Origin of the sequence: Burkholderia sp. Tr-20355, from assembly GCF_017104685.1 — a bacterium.
Lineage (GTDB): Bacteria > Pseudomonadota > Gammaproteobacteria > Burkholderiales > Burkholderiaceae > Burkholderia > Burkholderia seminalis.
The window spans coordinates 33,538-48,586 of sequence record NZ_JAAGPK010000053.1; the positions used below are offsets into that span (position 1 = coordinate 33,538).

Sequence of the window (15,049 nt, forward strand, 5' to 3'; positions counted from 1 at the left end):
GATGGACATGCATTCCGTCTCGGGTGCCGCGTCGGCGCCCGCTGCAGGCCAACCGGCGCATCGCGCCGCCCGCGTGCTCGATGCGGCGCTGCGCTGGATTGAAATCCTGTCGGCGGCGGTGCTCGCCGTCGACGTGCTCGTCGTGTTCGTGTCGGTCGTGTTCCGCTATTTCCTGCACGACCCGGTCGACTGGGCCGAGGAAGTGGCCAGTGCGCTGATGATCGTGCTGGTGTTCTTCGGCGCGGCGACGGTGCTGGGGCGCAGCCAGCATGTCGGCATCGACGTGTTTCGCGGCCGACTGCCGGCACGCTGGCAGGGCGCGCTGATCCAGGTCGGTCACTGGATCGTGGCGGCCGTCGCGCTGAACCTGCTGGTGTCGTCGTGCCAGTTGCTCGCGGATTCGTACGACCAGATGACGACGGGCGGCTTGCCGGGCTGGATCAACGGGTATCCGATGATGTTCGGCGCGCTGTTCATGACGGTATTCGCGCTCGCCAATGCGCTGAACGCGCCGCGCCGCCGGGTGATCGGCACGTTCGCGTGCTGTGCGGCGCTCGCGGTCGCCGTGTACGGCTGGAACGCACTGTGGCCCGCGCATGCGGTCGCGCCGGGCACGCTGCTCGTCGCGGGCTTCGTCGGCGGGCTGGTGCTCGGCGTGCCGATCGGGTTCGTACTGGCGTTTTCCGCGCTGCTGTATTTCCTCGCGGATCCGACGCTGCCGCTGCTCGTCTACTCGCAACAGGTGATGGCCGGTGCCGATCACTTCGTGCTGCTGGCGGTGCCGTTCTTCGTGCTGGCGGGGCTGCTGATGGAGTCCAACGGCATGTCCGCGCGGCTCGTCGAGTTGCTGCTGCGGATGTTCGGACGCGTGCGGGGCGGGCTCGGCCTGATCGTGATCTTCGCGACCGCGTGTTTTTCCGGCGTGTCGGGCTCGAAGCTGGCCGATATCGCGGCGGTGGGCGGCGTCGTGATGCCCGCCGGGCGCCGCGCACGGCAGGACCCGAACGAAACCGCCGCGCTGCTCGCGTGCAGCGCGGTGATGGCCGAGACGATTCCGCCCTGCGTGAACATGATCATCATGGGCTTCGTCGCGAACATCTCGATCGCCGGGCTGTTCGTCGCCGGGATCGTGCCGGCGGCCGTGCTGGCCGCGTCGCTCGCGGTCGTGACGGTGATCACCGGGCGCAAGATCGACGTGGCCGAGGTGTTCGTCGAGCGTCGCGCGTGGCTGCCGCTCGCGGGCGGCGCGCTCGTCGCGCTGGTCATGGTCGCGATGATCGGCAAGGGCGTGACGTCGGGTGTCGCGACGTCGACCGAGGTGTCCGCGTTTGCGGTGGTCTACGCGCTGGTCGTGGGCTGGCTCGCGTTCCGCGAACTGACGTGGCGTTCGGTCGGCCGCGTGTTCGTGCGCGCCGCATCGATGGCAAGCGGCATCCTGTTCATCGTCGCGGCGGCGTCGAGCGTGTCGTTCGCGCTGTCGATCGAGCAGATTCCGGCGCTCGTCTCGGGCACAATGACGGCGTTCGCGCATCAGTACGGCGCGACGATGTTCCTGCTGTTGTCGGCGCTGCTGATGATCGTGTTCGGCGCCGTGCTCGAAGGCGCGCCCGCGCTGATCATCTTCGGGCCGCTGCTCGCGCCGATCGCGCTGCAGCTCGGCATCAACCCGCTGCATTTCGGTACGGTCGTGGTGGTGGCGATGGGGTTCGGGCTGTTCGCGCCGCCGGTCGGCCTCGGGTTGTTCACGACATGCGCGATCACGGGCACCGAGGTCGGGCGCGTGGCCCGGCCGATGGTGAAATACCTGCTGGTGCTGTTCGTCGCCCTGGTGGCGCTGATCTTCGCACCGGCGTTTTCGTTGTGGCTGCCGGCCCGTTTCGGCCTGTAGCCCGTTCCATGCAAGACGACATGAGTACGATTCAGGACGTGGCCCGTCATGCGGCCGTTTCGGTCAGCACGGTTTCGAACGTGCTCAACGGCCGTACCGATCAGATGAAGCCGGAAACGCTCGAACGCGTGAAGGCCGCGATGGACGCGCTGCGGTACCGGCCGAGCACGCTCGCGCGCCAGCTCAAGACGGGGCAGACGCCGCTCGTCGGGCTGCTGGTGCCGTCGATGGCGAACCCGATGTACGGCTACATCGCGCGCGAGGTCGAGGCCTGCGCGCAGGAACAGTACGGTCATCGCGTGCTGATCGGCAACACGTATCGCGACGCGCGCAAGGAGGCGTCGTTCTTCGACGATCTCTACGCGCATGGCGTGCGGCGCGTGATCGTGATCTCGTCGCTCGCCGACGAAAGTCACCTCGAGCGCGCGGCCGAACGCGGGATGACGGTCGTCAGCTACGACCGCCGCGCGACGCCCGGCGAGCCATCGAAGGTCGACCATGTGACGGCCGACAACGAGGCGGCCGCGCGGCTCGCGACGCGCCGCCTCGTCGAGGCGGGCCATACGCGGCTCGCGTTCGCGACGGTGGCCGGCATCACCGTGAGCCGCAGCGACAAGATCCGCGGCTTTCTCGCCGTGGCAGGCGAGGCGGGCGGCGCCACCCAGGCGCGCGTGCTCGACGGCGGCCCCGCCAACGAATACGGCGATTCGGTGATCGTCGATGTCGGGCGTGCGCTCGGCGTCGAGCTCGCGGCCGATCCCGCCCGGCCGACCGGCATCGTCGCGGTCAACGACCTGTTCGCGCTTGGCCTGATGGCGGGGCTGCGCGACGGCGGGTTGCGGGTGCCGGACGATGTATCCGTCGTCGGGATGGACGGTCATTTCCTGTCGGCGATCTCGTGGCCGGCGCTGACCACGGTGCAATTGCCCGTTACCGAAATGGCCGGCGAGATGGTGCGGCGCGTGATGCGGCAGGAGGGCGACGCGCCGTCGGCCGCCGGGCAATGCGTGTTCGCGGACGTGACGCTCGTCGAGCGCGCGTCGGTGGCGCCGCCGCCGCATGCGGCCGGCACGAGCGGAGGCCGCGCATGACGCGCGTCTACGTCACGCATCCGGTCGGGATGATCGACCACTACTTCGGCGCCAGGGCGCTCGACGCGCTGCGCGCGATCGCGGATGTCGCCTGCAACCCGCACGATCGCGAACTCGACACGGACGAGCTGATTGCCGCCGCGCAGGGATGCGACGCGATCGTCGCGTACCGGCAGACCCCGGCACCGCGCGCGCTGTTCGCGGGGCTGCCGGCACTCGCCGCGTTCCTGCGTTGCGCGGTCGACATCCGCACGGTCGACGTCGCCGCGGCGAGCGCGTTCGGCGTGCTGGTCACGCAGGCGAGCCCCGGCTTCGGGCCGGCCGTCGCCGAATGGGTGGTCGGCGCGATGATCGACCTCGCGCGCGGGATCGGCGGCTACGCGGACGCGTACCATCGTGGCGCGCCGCCCGCGCCCCGGATGGGGCGCGAATTGCGCGGCAGCACGCTCGGCCTGATCGGCTACGGGCAGATCGCGCGCCATCTCGCACCGATCGCGACGGCGCTCGGCATGCGCGTGCTCGTCAGCGATCCGTACGTGCAGGTCGATGCGCGGCCGCTCGAACAGGTCGACTCCGCCACGTTGCTGCGCGACGCGGATTACGTCGTCTGCCTTGCCCCGGCCACGCCGGCCACCGCGAACCTGATCGATGCGGCGGCATTCGCCGCGATGAAGCCGGGCGCGTGCTTCATCAATGCGTCCCGCGGCGAACTCGTCGACGAGCAGGCGCTGGCCGACGCGCTCGACGGCGGCCGGCTGGCCGGCTGCGCGCTCGACGTCGGCCGCGCGGCGGACCAGATGCCGACGCCCGCGCTGGCCGCGCATCCGCGCGTCATCGCGACCCCGCACATCGGCGGGCTGACGCTGCCGGCGATCGAGCATCAGGCGCTGGAGACGGTCGACCAGCTCGCCGCGCTGCTCGATGGGCGCGTGCCGACCGGCGCCGTCAACGCGGCGCAGGCGACGCGGCTGGAGCGCTGGCGTTCGGCCGTCGCGTCTGCCGCACGGGGCATGCGATGACGCACGACACGACGGGCAGTCGGCCGCCGAACCCGTGCGATTGCCATATCCATATCTACGACGATGCGTATCCGCTCGCGCCGACGGCGACCTTCCGTCCCCCACATGCGCCGGTGGACGCGTATCGGCGCATGCAACAGGCGCTCGGTCTCACGCGTGTGGTCGTCGTGCAGCCGACCGGCTATGGCTTCGACAACCGCTGCACGCTTGACGCATTGGCCGCGTTCGGCCCGCAGGCGCGCGGCGTCGCGACGGTGCCGGTCGACGTGCCGGACGCCGAGCTCGAGCGGCTGCACGCGGCCGGTATCCGCGGCGTGCGCTTCATGACGCTCGCAGGTGGCGTCGCGCGCTGGGACGAACTGGAACGCCTGGCCGCGCGGATCGCGCCGCTCGGCTGGCACGTCGACGTGCAGCTCGACGGCCGGACGCTGCCGGACGTCGGGTCGATGCTGGCGTCGTTACCGGCGCGTGTCGTGATCGATCACACGGGCAAGTTCCTGACGCCGGTTGAAACGGAGGCGCCGGCGTTCGTCGCGTTGCGGCGCCTGCTCGATCGCGGCCACGTGTGGGTGAAGCTGTCCGCGCCTTACGAAACGTCGCAGTCCGGTGCGCCCGGTTACGGCGACGTCACGCGCCTCGCCGCGGTGCTCGCGCGCGAGCACGCGGCGCGTTGCGTGTGGGGCAGCAACTGGCCGCACCCGAATGCGTCGCCAGTGCCCGACGATGCAAACCTGCTGGGCTGGCTGTACGCCTGTGCCGCGGACGACGCGGCGGCCCGTACGATTCTCGTCGACAATCCGGCGGCGCTCTACGGGTTCGATGCGCGCACCTCGCCCGACGCCGCGACGTAGCTGCCGGTCGACCGGCCGGCCGCAGGCTGCGGGACGATGCCAAGCAATCCTGACTGGGCACGGGCGCTTGCCGTGCCGGCAACATGCTTACGGCGTTGAAAGTTGACGTGCGGTGCACGCTTTCGATCGGGAAAGCCACGGGCCATGCCGACCGCTTGACGCTGAATGCCGGTCGGCGCAGGATACGTTCGTGCATTTGGAGCGGGACGCGCCGGCCGCGCGGTTCCTGCACCCGCGACACGCAAAAGAACAACGATGAGCCTTTACGCCCTCGTACCGGAATACCGGCGCCGCATCCGTTCGCGCGCCGCGACGACGCTTCACCCGACGCCCGCCGCGTCACGTATCCGTCATCCCGTTTCGTACCGCACGTCGGTACACTTTCCCGTCCGCGCACGGGCCGCGACGATGAACGGCGCCGGTTCGGCCTGCCGCATCGCTCCGTCGCACGCCGCCCCCGATCACCGCATTCCGAACGGCGCCTACACCGGCGTCTCGTGACGTCCGCACGCGCCCATCCTTGCATTGCGCCGCCGGCTTGCCTGTCTGCCGGGCGGCACCGGAGTCCGAAGCATTTCGATTGAGCTTGAAAAAGCACACGTACGCAGTTCGGTTCGAGGTTCCAGGAGAAAAACTCATGTCGCAGCTTTCGAATGAAGCAAACGGCAGTTCGGGGAGTGGCAAGGTCAAGCTGATCAAGTGGGCGATCATCGTCGCCGGCGTCGCGATCGCGGCACCGGCCGCGCTGTTCATCCTGAAGGGGGTGATCGCGCTGGTCACGGCGGGCGTGATCGGTCTCGGCGCGATTTATCTGGCGCCGGTCGTCGCGATGAAGCTCGCGAACCAGAAGGTGAAGATGATCGTCGAGGAGGCGCAGTCGAATCCGATCGAGACGCTGATCAACCAGCTCGCGGAAAAGCGCCAGGACGCGCAGAAGTTCGCGGACAGCATCACCGCGTTTCGTACCGAGGTGAAGAACTTCGAGGGCAAGACGGAACTGTTCGAGAAGCAGTACCCGGACGACGCGCCACGCTTTCGCGCGCAGCTCGACACGATGAAGCAGCTGCTCGCGTTTCGCGAGGGCCGCTACAAGCAGGTGCAGGTCGAACTGAAGAATTTCGCGGCGGCGATCGACCGCGCGAAGGCGATGTGGGACATGTCGCAGGCGGCGCAGAAGATGAACAAGCTCGCGGGCCGGCAGGCGTCCGATACGTTCGAGCAGATCAAGACCGACGTGGCCGTCGATTCGGTGATGCGCTCGGTCAACAAGGCGTTCTCCGAGATGGAGACGTCGCTGATGGATAACCCCGAGGTCAAGCAGGCGCAGCAGCAGGCGGTGCTGAACGGCGGCCGCGCGCCCGGACTCGATGCGGCGAACCCCGCGCAGTTGCCGTCCAAACAACAATAACTTCCCGCAGGCCCTCAACCATGAAAAAACTTCTTGGCGCAATCGCGTTTCTGGTCGTGCTCGTCGGCGTATGGATCGTGCATCAGGGCGGCCTGTCGACGCTGATTCCCGCGCATGACGCGGCACCGTCCTCGACATCCGCGCAAAATGTCGACACCGGGCAGTCCGCGCAGACACCGCCGTCGGCGAACGTGCTGCCGGCCGGCTTCACGCCGCAGGCCAGCACGTTGAAATCGATTGCCGAGAACGGCATCGTGCGAATCTCGGTGCAGAACCCGAGCGAGCCGTTCTTCGGCGAGGACAAGGGAGCACCGCACGGCTTCAACGTCGAATTCGCGCGGCTGCTGTTCGCGGATCCGTCGTTCTCGCGCGGCGGCAAGCCGGTCGTCGTCGATACGCGCCACGAGGTCGACACGTATCCGGGCGTGCCGAAACAGCTGCTCGATACCGACGCGAAGGGGAACCACGTGGTCGACGTCGCGATGGACGGGCTGACGTTCCCGGACAACTCGCCGGCCGGCGTCGTTTATTCAGTGCCGTACGTCGACGATTTCGGCTATTCGCTGATCGTGCGGCAAGGCTCGGCGATCCGCTCGACCGACGATCTCGTCGGCAAGACGGTCGGCATCCTGAAGGGCGACCCCGACGTGCGCGCGTTCGTCACGCGCCAGTATCCGAACGTGCACTTCGTCGAGGTCGACGATTCCGATCCGGCGTTCATCGCGAAGAGCATCGACGGCCGCACGGTCGACGCGTTCATCTACGACTATCCGTTCGCGGTCAGCTCGATCAGGAATACCGACCTGAAATTCGCGGTGACCAAGCTCGACGGCTCGAGCATCGCGTACAAGATTGGCGTGCGCGCCGACGACCAGGATCTGCTGATCTACCTGAACGCCGCGATCGCGAAGCTCAAGCAGTCGCCGCAGTATCTCGACCTGTTGCGCAAATACTTCGTCAGCGACCAGACGGTGACGACCGCGGCCGCATCGGGCGAACATACGTACGTGGTGAAGGCGGGCGACACGCTAAACATGATCGCGGCGAGCAAGCTCGGCAGCGGCCAGCGCTATCGCGAGATCCAGCGCCGCAACAACCTTGCCAATCCGAACCTGATCCTGGCGGGCCAGCATCTCGTGATTCCGGTCCGGTAACGATGGCGTGACGTGAACGCGGGCGGGTGAAGGGACGTAAACGAGCGCGGCCCGGCGGAGGTGATCCGCCGGGCCGCGCGTTTTCGGGCGTCAATGGGTGATCGACAGGAACAGGTACGCGGCGAACAGCGCGAGGTGAACGACGCCGTGCAGCACCGTCGTGCGCCCCTGGCTGAGCGTGAGCGTGCTGACCAGCAAGGTGAGCGCGAGCAGCACGGTTTCCATCGGCCCGATGCCGAGCGTGAGCGGCTGGCCGACCCAGATGAACACGGCCGCGACGGTCGGGATCGTGAGCCCGATGCTCGCGAGCGCCGAACCGAGCGCGAGGTTCATGCTGGTTTGCAGGCGGTTCGCGCGCGCGGCGGTGACGGCGGCGAGCCCTTCCGGCAGCAGCACGAGCGCGGCGATCACGATGCCGACCGCGGCCTCGGGCGCACCGAGCTTCATGACCGCATGCTCGACGGCCGGCGACAGCAGCTTCGCGAGCAGCACGACCGCGACGAGGCTCGCGAACAGCAGGATCATGCTGGTCACCGCGGTGCGGTTGCTCGGCGCTGCCGCGTGCACCGCCTCGTTCGCGCTGTCGTGCGCGGCGAGGAAGTAGTCGCGGTGGCGTACGGTCTGCACGAACACGAACGCGCCGTACAGCACGAGCGACGCGACGCCGGCGAACGCGAGCTGCGATTTCGAGAAGAACGGGCCCGGCGCGGCGTTCAGGTAGTTCGGCATCACGAGCGACAGCACCGACAGCGACGCGAGTACCGCGAGCGCCTTGCTCGCGCCGCGCCCCTGGAAGTCCTGCTCGCCGTGCTTCCATGCGCCGACCAGCAGGCAGATGCCGACGATGCCGTTGCAGATGATCATCACGGCGGCGAACACGGTATCGCGTGCGAGGCCCGATTTCTCGGGGCCCGCGCCGAGCATCACCGACACGATCAGCGCGACCTCGATGACGGTCACGGCGACCGCGAGCACGAGCGTGCCGAACGGCTCGCCGACGCGATGCGCGACGACTTCCGCATGATGGACGGCGGCGAACACGGCGCCGGCGAGCGCGGCGGCGAGCACCGCGATGACGAGGCCTTCGGCCGGCACGACGCGCGACAGCGCGAGTACCAGCCAGGCGGCAAGCGGGGCCAAGAGGGTCCAGCGCGGGAGCTGGTTGGACGAGAGCGGCATGGAGGGTTTCCTGGTGCGAGTGGCGGCGCGCGACGCGCCGTCACGGGTTGACGAAGCCCGGCCGTACTATCCGCCGAACGAGGACGATGAAACCGAAGGGGGGCAGTGCGCAATGCGCTGCCCTGGGTTCGCCGCGGTGAGGCGGCGAGGGGCGCGGGCGGGCCGAAGCCCGTCGCTGGATGAAACGGTTCAAGGCGGCCGGCCGCGGACGGCGAGGCGAGTCCACGGGACGACGCGCGGGCCGTAGGCCCGGCTCCGACCCCGCAAGGGTGGCCGGCGATGGACGGCGGTGGCGGCGTGACACGCGGTTTCCCCCTGAAATCCGGCGGTTTGTCGAATTTTATCAGGCGTTCCGGGGTCACTATCTCATATTCGAACCCTTACGTTGACCTTTCGGTTCACAAAAAGTGCCCCGATCTTTCGATTTTTTATCTTTGCAGTCTCCGTAACGGTCTCTTGCACGACACATTCGGGCACGCCCTGACATAAATATACCGACCGGTCGGTTTATAATCGCTCGCACCTCCACTTCATGACGGATCGCAAGCGATGGCTGTTTCCTCTGCACAATCGGTGAACTCGGGCGCGCTGGCGCCGTCGGCCGTCGTCGGCGTGATCGGCGCCGGCGCGATGGGGGCGGGCATCGCGCAGGTCGCGGCCGCGGCCGGCCACACGGTGCTGCTGTACGACCTGAGCGAAGCGGCCTGCGACAAGGCGCTCGCGGGCATCCGCGCACAGTTCGCGCGACTCGCGGAGAAAGGCCGGCTCGAACCGGCGGACGCCGATGCGGCGGGCAACCGGATCCGTCCGGTGCGCGCGCTGGCCGACTTCGCGGGCGCCGCGTTGGTGGTCGAGGCGGCGGCCGAGCGGCTCGACGTGAAGCGCGAGATCTTCGCAACGCTCGAACGCCATGTCGACGACGCCTGCATGCTGGCGACCAACACGTCGTCCATTTCGATCACGTCGATCGCGGCCGGGCTGCGCGTGCCGCGGCGCGTCGCCGGCCTGCATTTCTTCAATCCGGCGCCGCTGATGGCGCTCGTCGAAGTGGTCAGCGGGCTGGCGACCGCTGCCGATGTGGCGCAAGTGCTCTACGCGACTGCCGCCGCTTGGGGCAAGCGGCCCGTGATGGCGAAATCGACGCCCGGTTTCATCGTGAACCGCGTCGCGCGGCCGTATTACGCGGAGGCGCTGCGCGTGCTGAACGAGCAGGGCGGCGCACCGGCCTCGATCGACGCGGTGATGCGCGAGGCCGGCGGTTTCCGGATGGGGCCGTTCGAGCTGATGGACCTGATCGGCCACGACGTGAACTTCGCGGTCACCGAATCGGTGTTCCGCGCGTACTTCAACGATCCGCGCTACACGCCGTCGCTGATCCAGCAGGAACTCGTGAACGCGGGCTTCCTCGGGCGCAAGTCGGGGCGCGGCTTCTATTCGTATGCAGATGGCGCGACGCCGCCCGCGCCCGATCTCGAACCGCCGCGCGCCGCGCCGGCCGACGTCGTGCTGTTCGCGCAGGACGGCCCGGCCGCCGTGTTGCATGCGCGCTTCGCCGAACGCATCCCGGGTGCCCGGCAGGCGGGCATGCAGCAGGACGACCTGCTCGCGACGGCCGGCCGCGCGTCGATCGCGCTGACCGACGGCCGCACCGCCACCGCGCGCGCCGCGCAGACGGGCGTGGCCGATCTCGTGCTCGTCGACCTCGCGCGCGATTACGCGCAGGCCGGGCTCGTCGCGCTGACGCGCGCGCTCCAGTGCGGCGACGCGGCCTATGCGGATGCGGTAGGCCTGTTCCAGCAGGCGGGCTTTCGCGTCGTCGGCGTCGCCGACGTGCCGGGGATGATCGCGATGCGTACCGTCGCGATGCTCGCGAACGAGGCGGCCGACACGGTGAACCAGGGCGTGTGCTCGCCCGCCGATCTCGATCTCGCGATGGAAAAGGGCGTGAACTACCCGTGCGGCCCGCTCGCGTGGGCCGATGCGATCGGCATCGGCCGCGTGTTTCGCGTGCTGTCGAACCTGGCGGCGAGCTACGGCGAGGACCGTTATCGCGTGTCGCCGCGCATCGCCGCGCTGCACGCGGCCGGCCGGACGTTCCGGTCGTGATCGTCTTGCCATTTCGAACACGATAACGACATCACTCCATTGGAGGAGCACCCCGATGACTCACCCGACGCATCCCGCCGCCGCCCTCGAACCGATCGAGACCGCCAGCCGCGACGAACTGCAGGCGCTGCAGCTCGAGCGCCTCAAGTGGTCGCTGCGCCACGCGTACGACAACGTCCCGCACTACCGCCGCACGTTCGACGCGGCCGGCGTGCATCCGGACGACCTGAAGTCGCTCGCCGATCTCGCGAAATTCCCGTTCTCGACCAAGAACGACCTGCGCGACAACTATCCGTTCGGGCTCTTCGCGGTGCCGCGCGAGCAGGTCGTGCGCGTCCACGCATCGAGCGGCACGACCGGCAAGCCGACGGTGGTCGGCTACACCGCGCGCGACATCGACACCTGGGCGAACGTGACCGCGCGCTCGATCCGCGCGGCCGGCGGCCGCCCGGGCGACACGCTGCACAACGCGTTCGGCTATGGCCTGTTCACGGGCGGTCTCGGGATTCACTACGGTGCCGAGCGGCTCGGCTGCATGGTCGTGCCGATGTCGGGCGGACAGACCGAGAAGCAGGTGCAGCTGATCCGCGATTTCGAGCCGAGGATCATCCTCGTCACGCCGTCGTACATGCTGAACCTGATCGACGAGATGGTGCGGCAGGGGATGGACCCGGCCGAATCGTCGCTGAAGATCGGCATCTTCGGCGCCGAGCCGTGGACGCAGGCGCTGCGCGAGGAGGTCGAAACGCGCGTGGGCATCGACGCGCTCGATATCTACGGGCTGTCGGAAGTGATGGGCCCGGGTGTCGCATGCGAATGCGTCGAGACGAAGGACGGCCCGGTGATCTGGGAAGACCATTTCTATCCGGAGATCATCGATCCCGTCACGGGCGAAGTGCTGCCCGACGGCAGCGAGGGCGAGCTCGTCTTCACGTCGCTGACGAAGGAGGCGATGCCGGTGATCCGCTACCGCACGCGCGACCTCACCGCGCTGCTGCCGCCGACCGCGCGCGCGATGCGCCGTCTCGCGAAGATCACGGGCCGCTCCGACGACATGCTGATCGTGCGCGGCGTGAACGTGTTCCCGAGCCAGATCGAGGAGATCGTCGTCGCGCTGCCGCAGCTGTCGGGCCAGTTCCAGATCACGCTGTCGCGCGACGGTCACATGGACCGGCTCGACCTCGCGGTCGAGCTGCGCTCCGAGGTGGCGGCGTCCGTCACCGACGGCGATCGCGCGGCGCTTGCGCGCGAGCTGCAGCACCGGATCAAGACGATGGTCGGCGTGTCGTCCGGCGTGACGGTGCTGGCGGCCGGCGGCATTCCCGCCACCGCGACCGGCAAGGCGCGTCGCGTGATCGATCGTCGCCAGGCCGCCTGATGCCGATATTTGCCGTTCACCCCGAGGAAACCTGTTCGATGGATGGATTGAAGACCCTGGCCGTCACGGTCGATGCGCGCGGCATCGCGACCGTCGCGCTGCAGCGCGGCGACGTGCTCAACGCGTTCGACGAGACGATGATCGCCGAGCTGACCGATGCGTTCACGGCGCTCGGCCGGCGCGACGACGTACGCGCGATCGTGCTGCGTTCGGACGGCCGCGCATTTTGCGCGGGCGCCGACCTGCAGTGGATGCAGCGGGCGAGCGCGAACGACGCGGCCGCGAACTTGCGCGACGCCGAGCGGTTCGCCGCGATGATGCGCGCGATCCGGCAGTGCCCGAAACCGACGCTCGCACGCGTGCAGGGCCACGCGTTCGGCGGCGGCGTCGGCCTGTGCGCCGCCTGCGATATCGTGATTGCGAGCGACCACGCGCGCTTTTCGGTCAGCGAGGCGCGCTTCGGGATCCTGCCGGCCGTGATCGGCCCGTATCTGGTCGAGGCGGTCGGCCAGCGCCAGGCGCGCCGGCTCGCGTTGACCGCGACGCAGCTCGCCGCCGCCGAAGCCGTCGCGATCGGCCTGATCCACCAGGCCGTGCCGCTCGATGCGCTCGACGAAACGCTCGACCGCACGCTCGCCGAACTGGGCCGCAACGGCCCGCACGCGCTGATGGAGATCAAGCGCTTCTTCGACGCGATCGGCGAGTATCCGCCGTCGGACGAGCGTGCGGCATTCACCGCGCAGACGATTTCCCGCGTGCGGGCGACGCCGGAAGCGAAGGAGGGCTTCGCCGCGTTCTTCGCGAAGCGGCCGCCGGCCTGGGAGGCGGGCGCCGAGTAAGGCGGCGCGACCCCGATCGGCGGCGAAACGGGCCGGTCCGCGAATTGCGTCTCGGGCGCGGGCGCTTGCTCTACAATGCGTGACCCCCGGCGCGCTGCCGGCCCAGCCCCGACCGATGCTTCGCACGATGATCGTCAACCGCCTTATCTCCGAGATCCTGTTCGGCTTCACCGGCCTGATCGGCATCATCAATCCGATCGGCATCGCGTTCCTGTTTCTCGAACGGACCGAGGCGCTCACCGAGCACGAGCGCGACCTGCTCGCGAGAAAGGTCGCGTTCAACTCGTTCGTCGTGCTGCTGGTCGCGTTCTTTGCCGGCACGCCGGTGCTGCATTTCTTCGGCATCTCGATGGAAGCGCTGCGGATCGGCGGCGGCTTCGCGGTTGCGGTGGCCGGCTGGCAGATGCTGAACGAGCCCGACGGGCCTGGCGGCCCGGGCGGCGGCGACACGCCGGTCAAGCCGATCGACGCGAACGCGATCATGACGCGCGCGTTCTTCCCGCTGACCGTGCCGCTGACGGTCGGCCCCGGCTCGATCGCCACCGCGATCGCGCTGAACGCGAACCGCACGCACAAGCTGTCGGAGTTCATGCTGTCGAGCATCGTGTCGATCGCCGTCTCCGTGCTCGTCGCGGTCGTGATCTGGCAGGTCTATAGCCGCTCCGCGCTGCTCGCGCGCTACCTCGGCAGCGAAGGGACCAAGGTCGCGAAGCGCGTGTCGGCGTTCCTGCTGCTGTGCATCGGCGTACAGATCATGCTGACCGGTTTCTCCGCGTTCCTGCAGCCGATCGCCGACCAGGCCAAGTAACCGGATCGTCCCGGTTCATCCTTTCACGCAGCCTGCACGCGTGCGCGTGCCGTACGCGTTCGCGCGGCGCGGGATACCATGCGACGTCCGGCGGATGCGCGACGCGCATGTCGCCGCAATCCCAATTTGAGTGGCGAGGCGTGCAATGGAATACGTGAAATTCGGGTCGACCGGGCTGGACGTGTCGAAGCTGGTGCTGGGCTGCATGACGTTCGGCGAGCCGCTGCGCGGCACGCACCCATGGACGCTGCCGGAAGCGGAAAGCCGCCCGATCATTCAGCGGGCGGTCGAAGCCGGCATCAACTTCTTCGACACCGCGAACATGTACTCGGACGGCACGTCGGAGGAGATCGTCGGCCGTGCGCTGCGCGATTTCACGAAGCGCGACGACGTCGTGATCGCGACCAAGGTGTTCTACCGGATGCGCCCGGGGCCGAACGGCGCCGGCCTGTCGCGCAAGGCGATCATGACGGACATCGACCAGAGCCTGAAGCGGCTCGGCACCGACTACGTCGATCTTTACCAGATCCACCGCTGGGACTACGGCACGCCGATCGAGGAGACGCTCGAGGCGCTGCACGACGTCGTGAAGGCCGGCAAGGCACGCTATATCGGCGCGTCGTCGATGTTCGCGTGGCAGTTCGCGAAGGCGCTGCACATGTCGAAACAGAACGGCTGGACCCGCTTCGTCAGCATGCAGAACCACCTGAACCTGCTGTATCGGGAAGAGGAGCGCGAAATGCTGCCGCTGTGCGAGGACGAAGGCATCGCGGTGATTCCGTGGAGCCCGCTCGCACGCGGCCGGCTGACGCGCAGCTGGGACGAATCGTCGGAACGGCAGCGGAAGGACGACGTCGGCCAGCGGCTGTACGACGCGACGATCGAGGCGGACAAGGCGATCGTCGACGCCGTTGCGGCGATCGCCGCCGCGCGCAACGTGCCGCGGGCGCAGGTCGCCCTGGCGTGGGTGGCCCAGAAGCGCGGCGTGACCGCGCCGATCGTCGGCATCTCGAAGCCGCAGCAGCTGGACGACGCACTCGGCGCGCTCGAGTTGAAGCTGACCGACGACGAAATCGCCACGCTCGAGCGCCCGTACGTGCCGCACGCGGTCGCCGGGTTCAACTGATCGAGCGGCCCCGCTGGCGCCGCCGCGCACCGCGTTCAGCGCGCGGCGGCGAGCATCGGGTAGGTGAACAGGCCGAAGTGGACGACGTTCAGCCCCGCATGCGCGATGGCGGCTGCGAGCAGGCCGCCGCGCCGCCACGCGAGGCCGTAGCCGGCGCCGGCCAGTGTGCCGAGCACGATCCATTGCCAGCCGCCGGCCGCGT

12 protein-coding genes and 1 pseudogene are annotated in these 15,049 nt (G+C 68.7%); 11 read left to right on the forward strand and 2 right to left on the reverse strand.

The window, feature by feature from the left end:
• The first annotated feature begins 1 nt into the window (after position 1).
• From G3N62_RS16430 to G3N62_RS16455, 6 genes are all read left to right on the forward strand, one after another.
• Complete coding sequence (locus tag G3N62_RS16430) at positions 2–1,888, forward strand: TRAP transporter large permease subunit (RefSeq protein ID WP_124669913.1); 1,887 nt, start codon at positions 2–4, stop codon at positions 1,886–1,888.
• 8 nt (positions 1,889–1,896) lie between these two features.
• Positions 1,897–2,979 carry a LacI family DNA-binding transcriptional regulator gene (locus G3N62_RS16435; protein WP_034187876.1) on the forward strand — a complete coding sequence of 361 codons (1,083 nt, stop codon included), beginning with the start codon at positions 1,897–1,899 and terminating at the stop codon, positions 2,977–2,979.
• Positions 2,976–3,998 (forward strand): NAD(P)-dependent oxidoreductase, encoded by a 1,023-nt coding sequence (locus tag G3N62_RS16440; RefSeq protein WP_124608823.1) that lies wholly within the window; start codon positions 2,976–2,978, stop codon positions 3,996–3,998. The genes G3N62_RS16435 and G3N62_RS16440 overlap by 4 nt, the downstream gene beginning before the upstream one ends.
• On the forward strand, positions 3,995–4,849 hold the full coding sequence (locus G3N62_RS16445; RefSeq protein ID WP_124669914.1) for an amidohydrolase family protein: 855 nt from the start codon (positions 3,995–3,997) through the stop codon (positions 4,847–4,849). Before G3N62_RS16440 ends, G3N62_RS16445 begins: the two co-directional genes overlap by 4 nt.
• A gap of 637 nt (positions 4,850–5,486) precedes the next feature.
• Entirely contained in the window at positions 5,487–6,257 is a 771-nt protein-coding gene (locus tag G3N62_RS16450; protein WP_034187872.1) for a hypothetical protein, read from the forward strand.
• Positions 6,258–6,277: 20 nt separating this feature from the next.
• Positions 6,278–7,411 carry a transporter substrate-binding domain-containing protein gene (locus G3N62_RS16455; protein ID WP_124669915.1) on the forward strand — a complete coding sequence of 378 codons (1,134 nt, stop codon included), beginning with the start codon at positions 6,278–6,280 and terminating at the stop codon, positions 7,409–7,411.
• Between the two features lie 90 nt (positions 7,412–7,501).
• Here G3N62_RS16455 and G3N62_RS16460 read toward each other — a convergent pair whose 3' ends face one another.
• A complete protein-coding gene (locus G3N62_RS16460) occupies positions 7,502–8,590 on the reverse strand; it encodes an ionic transporter y4hA (protein WP_034187870.1) in 1,089 nt (362 codons plus the stop codon).
• Between the two features lie 549 nt (positions 8,591–9,139).
• Between G3N62_RS16460 and G3N62_RS16465 the strand changes: the two genes are divergently transcribed.
• From G3N62_RS16465 to G3N62_RS16485, 5 genes are all read left to right on the forward strand, one after another.
• Positions 9,140–10,696: a 3-hydroxyacyl-CoA dehydrogenase gene (locus tag G3N62_RS16465; protein ID WP_034187869.1), complete on the forward strand. Its 1,557-nt coding sequence runs from the start codon at positions 9,140–9,142 to the stop codon at positions 10,694–10,696.
• 55 nt (positions 10,697–10,751) lie between these two features.
• Positions 10,752–12,074, forward strand: a complete 1,323-nt coding sequence (paaK, locus tag G3N62_RS16470; RefSeq protein WP_124669916.1) for a phenylacetate--CoA ligase PaaK — start codon at positions 10,752–10,754, stop codon at positions 12,072–12,074.
• Positions 12,075–12,112: 38 nt separating this feature from the next.
• Positions 12,113–12,913 (forward strand): enoyl-CoA hydratase-related protein, encoded by an 801-nt coding sequence (locus G3N62_RS16475; RefSeq protein WP_049036087.1) that lies wholly within the window; start codon positions 12,113–12,115, stop codon positions 12,911–12,913.
• 127 nt (positions 12,914–13,040) lie between these two features.
• Positions 13,041–13,721, forward strand: coding sequence for a MarC family protein (locus tag G3N62_RS16480; protein ID WP_034191227.1), 681 nt, complete (start codon positions 13,041–13,043; stop codon positions 13,719–13,721).
• 145 nt (positions 13,722–13,866) lie between these two features.
• Positions 13,867–14,847, forward strand: a complete 981-nt coding sequence (locus tag G3N62_RS16485) for an aldo/keto reductase (protein ID WP_059556625.1) — start codon at positions 13,867–13,869, stop codon at positions 14,845–14,847.
• 35 nt (positions 14,848–14,882) lie between these two features.
• Here the strand turns inward: G3N62_RS16485 and G3N62_RS16490 are convergent.
• Positions 14,883–15,049, reverse strand: a pseudogene (locus G3N62_RS16490) (CPBP family glutamic-type intramembrane protease); the annotation flags it as partial.

Bases quoted from the DNA above. Each gene is read 5' to 3' on its own strand.
- G3N62_RS16430 (WP_124669913.1), top strand. From the start codon at position 2: ATGGACATGCATTCCGTCTCGGGTGCCGCGTCGGCGCCCGCTGCAGGC.
- G3N62_RS16435 (WP_034187876.1), top strand. From the start codon at position 1,897: ATGCAAGACGACATGAGTACGATTCAGGACGTGGCCCGTCATGCGGCC.
- G3N62_RS16440 (WP_124608823.1), top strand. From the start codon at position 2,976: ATGACGCGCGTCTACGTCACGCATCCGGTCGGGATGATCGACCACTAC.
- G3N62_RS16445 (WP_124669914.1), top strand. From the start codon at position 3,995: ATGACGCACGACACGACGGGCAGTCGGCCGCCGAACCCGTGCGATTGC.
- G3N62_RS16450 (WP_034187872.1), top strand. From the start codon at position 5,487: ATGTCGCAGCTTTCGAATGAAGCAAACGGCAGTTCGGGGAGTGGCAAG.
- G3N62_RS16455 (WP_124669915.1), top strand. From the start codon at position 6,278: ATGAAAAAACTTCTTGGCGCAATCGCGTTTCTGGTCGTGCTCGTCGGC.
- G3N62_RS16460 (WP_034187870.1), bottom strand. From the start codon at position 8,590: ATGCCGCTCTCGTCCAACCAGCTCCCGCGCTGGACCCTCTTGGCCCCG.
- G3N62_RS16465 (WP_034187869.1), top strand. From the start codon at position 9,140: ATGGCTGTTTCCTCTGCACAATCGGTGAACTCGGGCGCGCTGGCGCCG.
- paaK (WP_124669916.1), top strand. From the start codon at position 10,752: ATGACTCACCCGACGCATCCCGCCGCCGCCCTCGAACCGATCGAGACC.
- G3N62_RS16475 (WP_049036087.1), top strand. From the start codon at position 12,113: ATGGATGGATTGAAGACCCTGGCCGTCACGGTCGATGCGCGCGGCATC.
- G3N62_RS16480 (WP_034191227.1), top strand. From the start codon at position 13,041: ATGATCGTCAACCGCCTTATCTCCGAGATCCTGTTCGGCTTCACCGGC.
- G3N62_RS16485 (WP_059556625.1), top strand. From the start codon at position 13,867: ATGGAATACGTGAAATTCGGGTCGACCGGGCTGGACGTGTCGAAGCTG.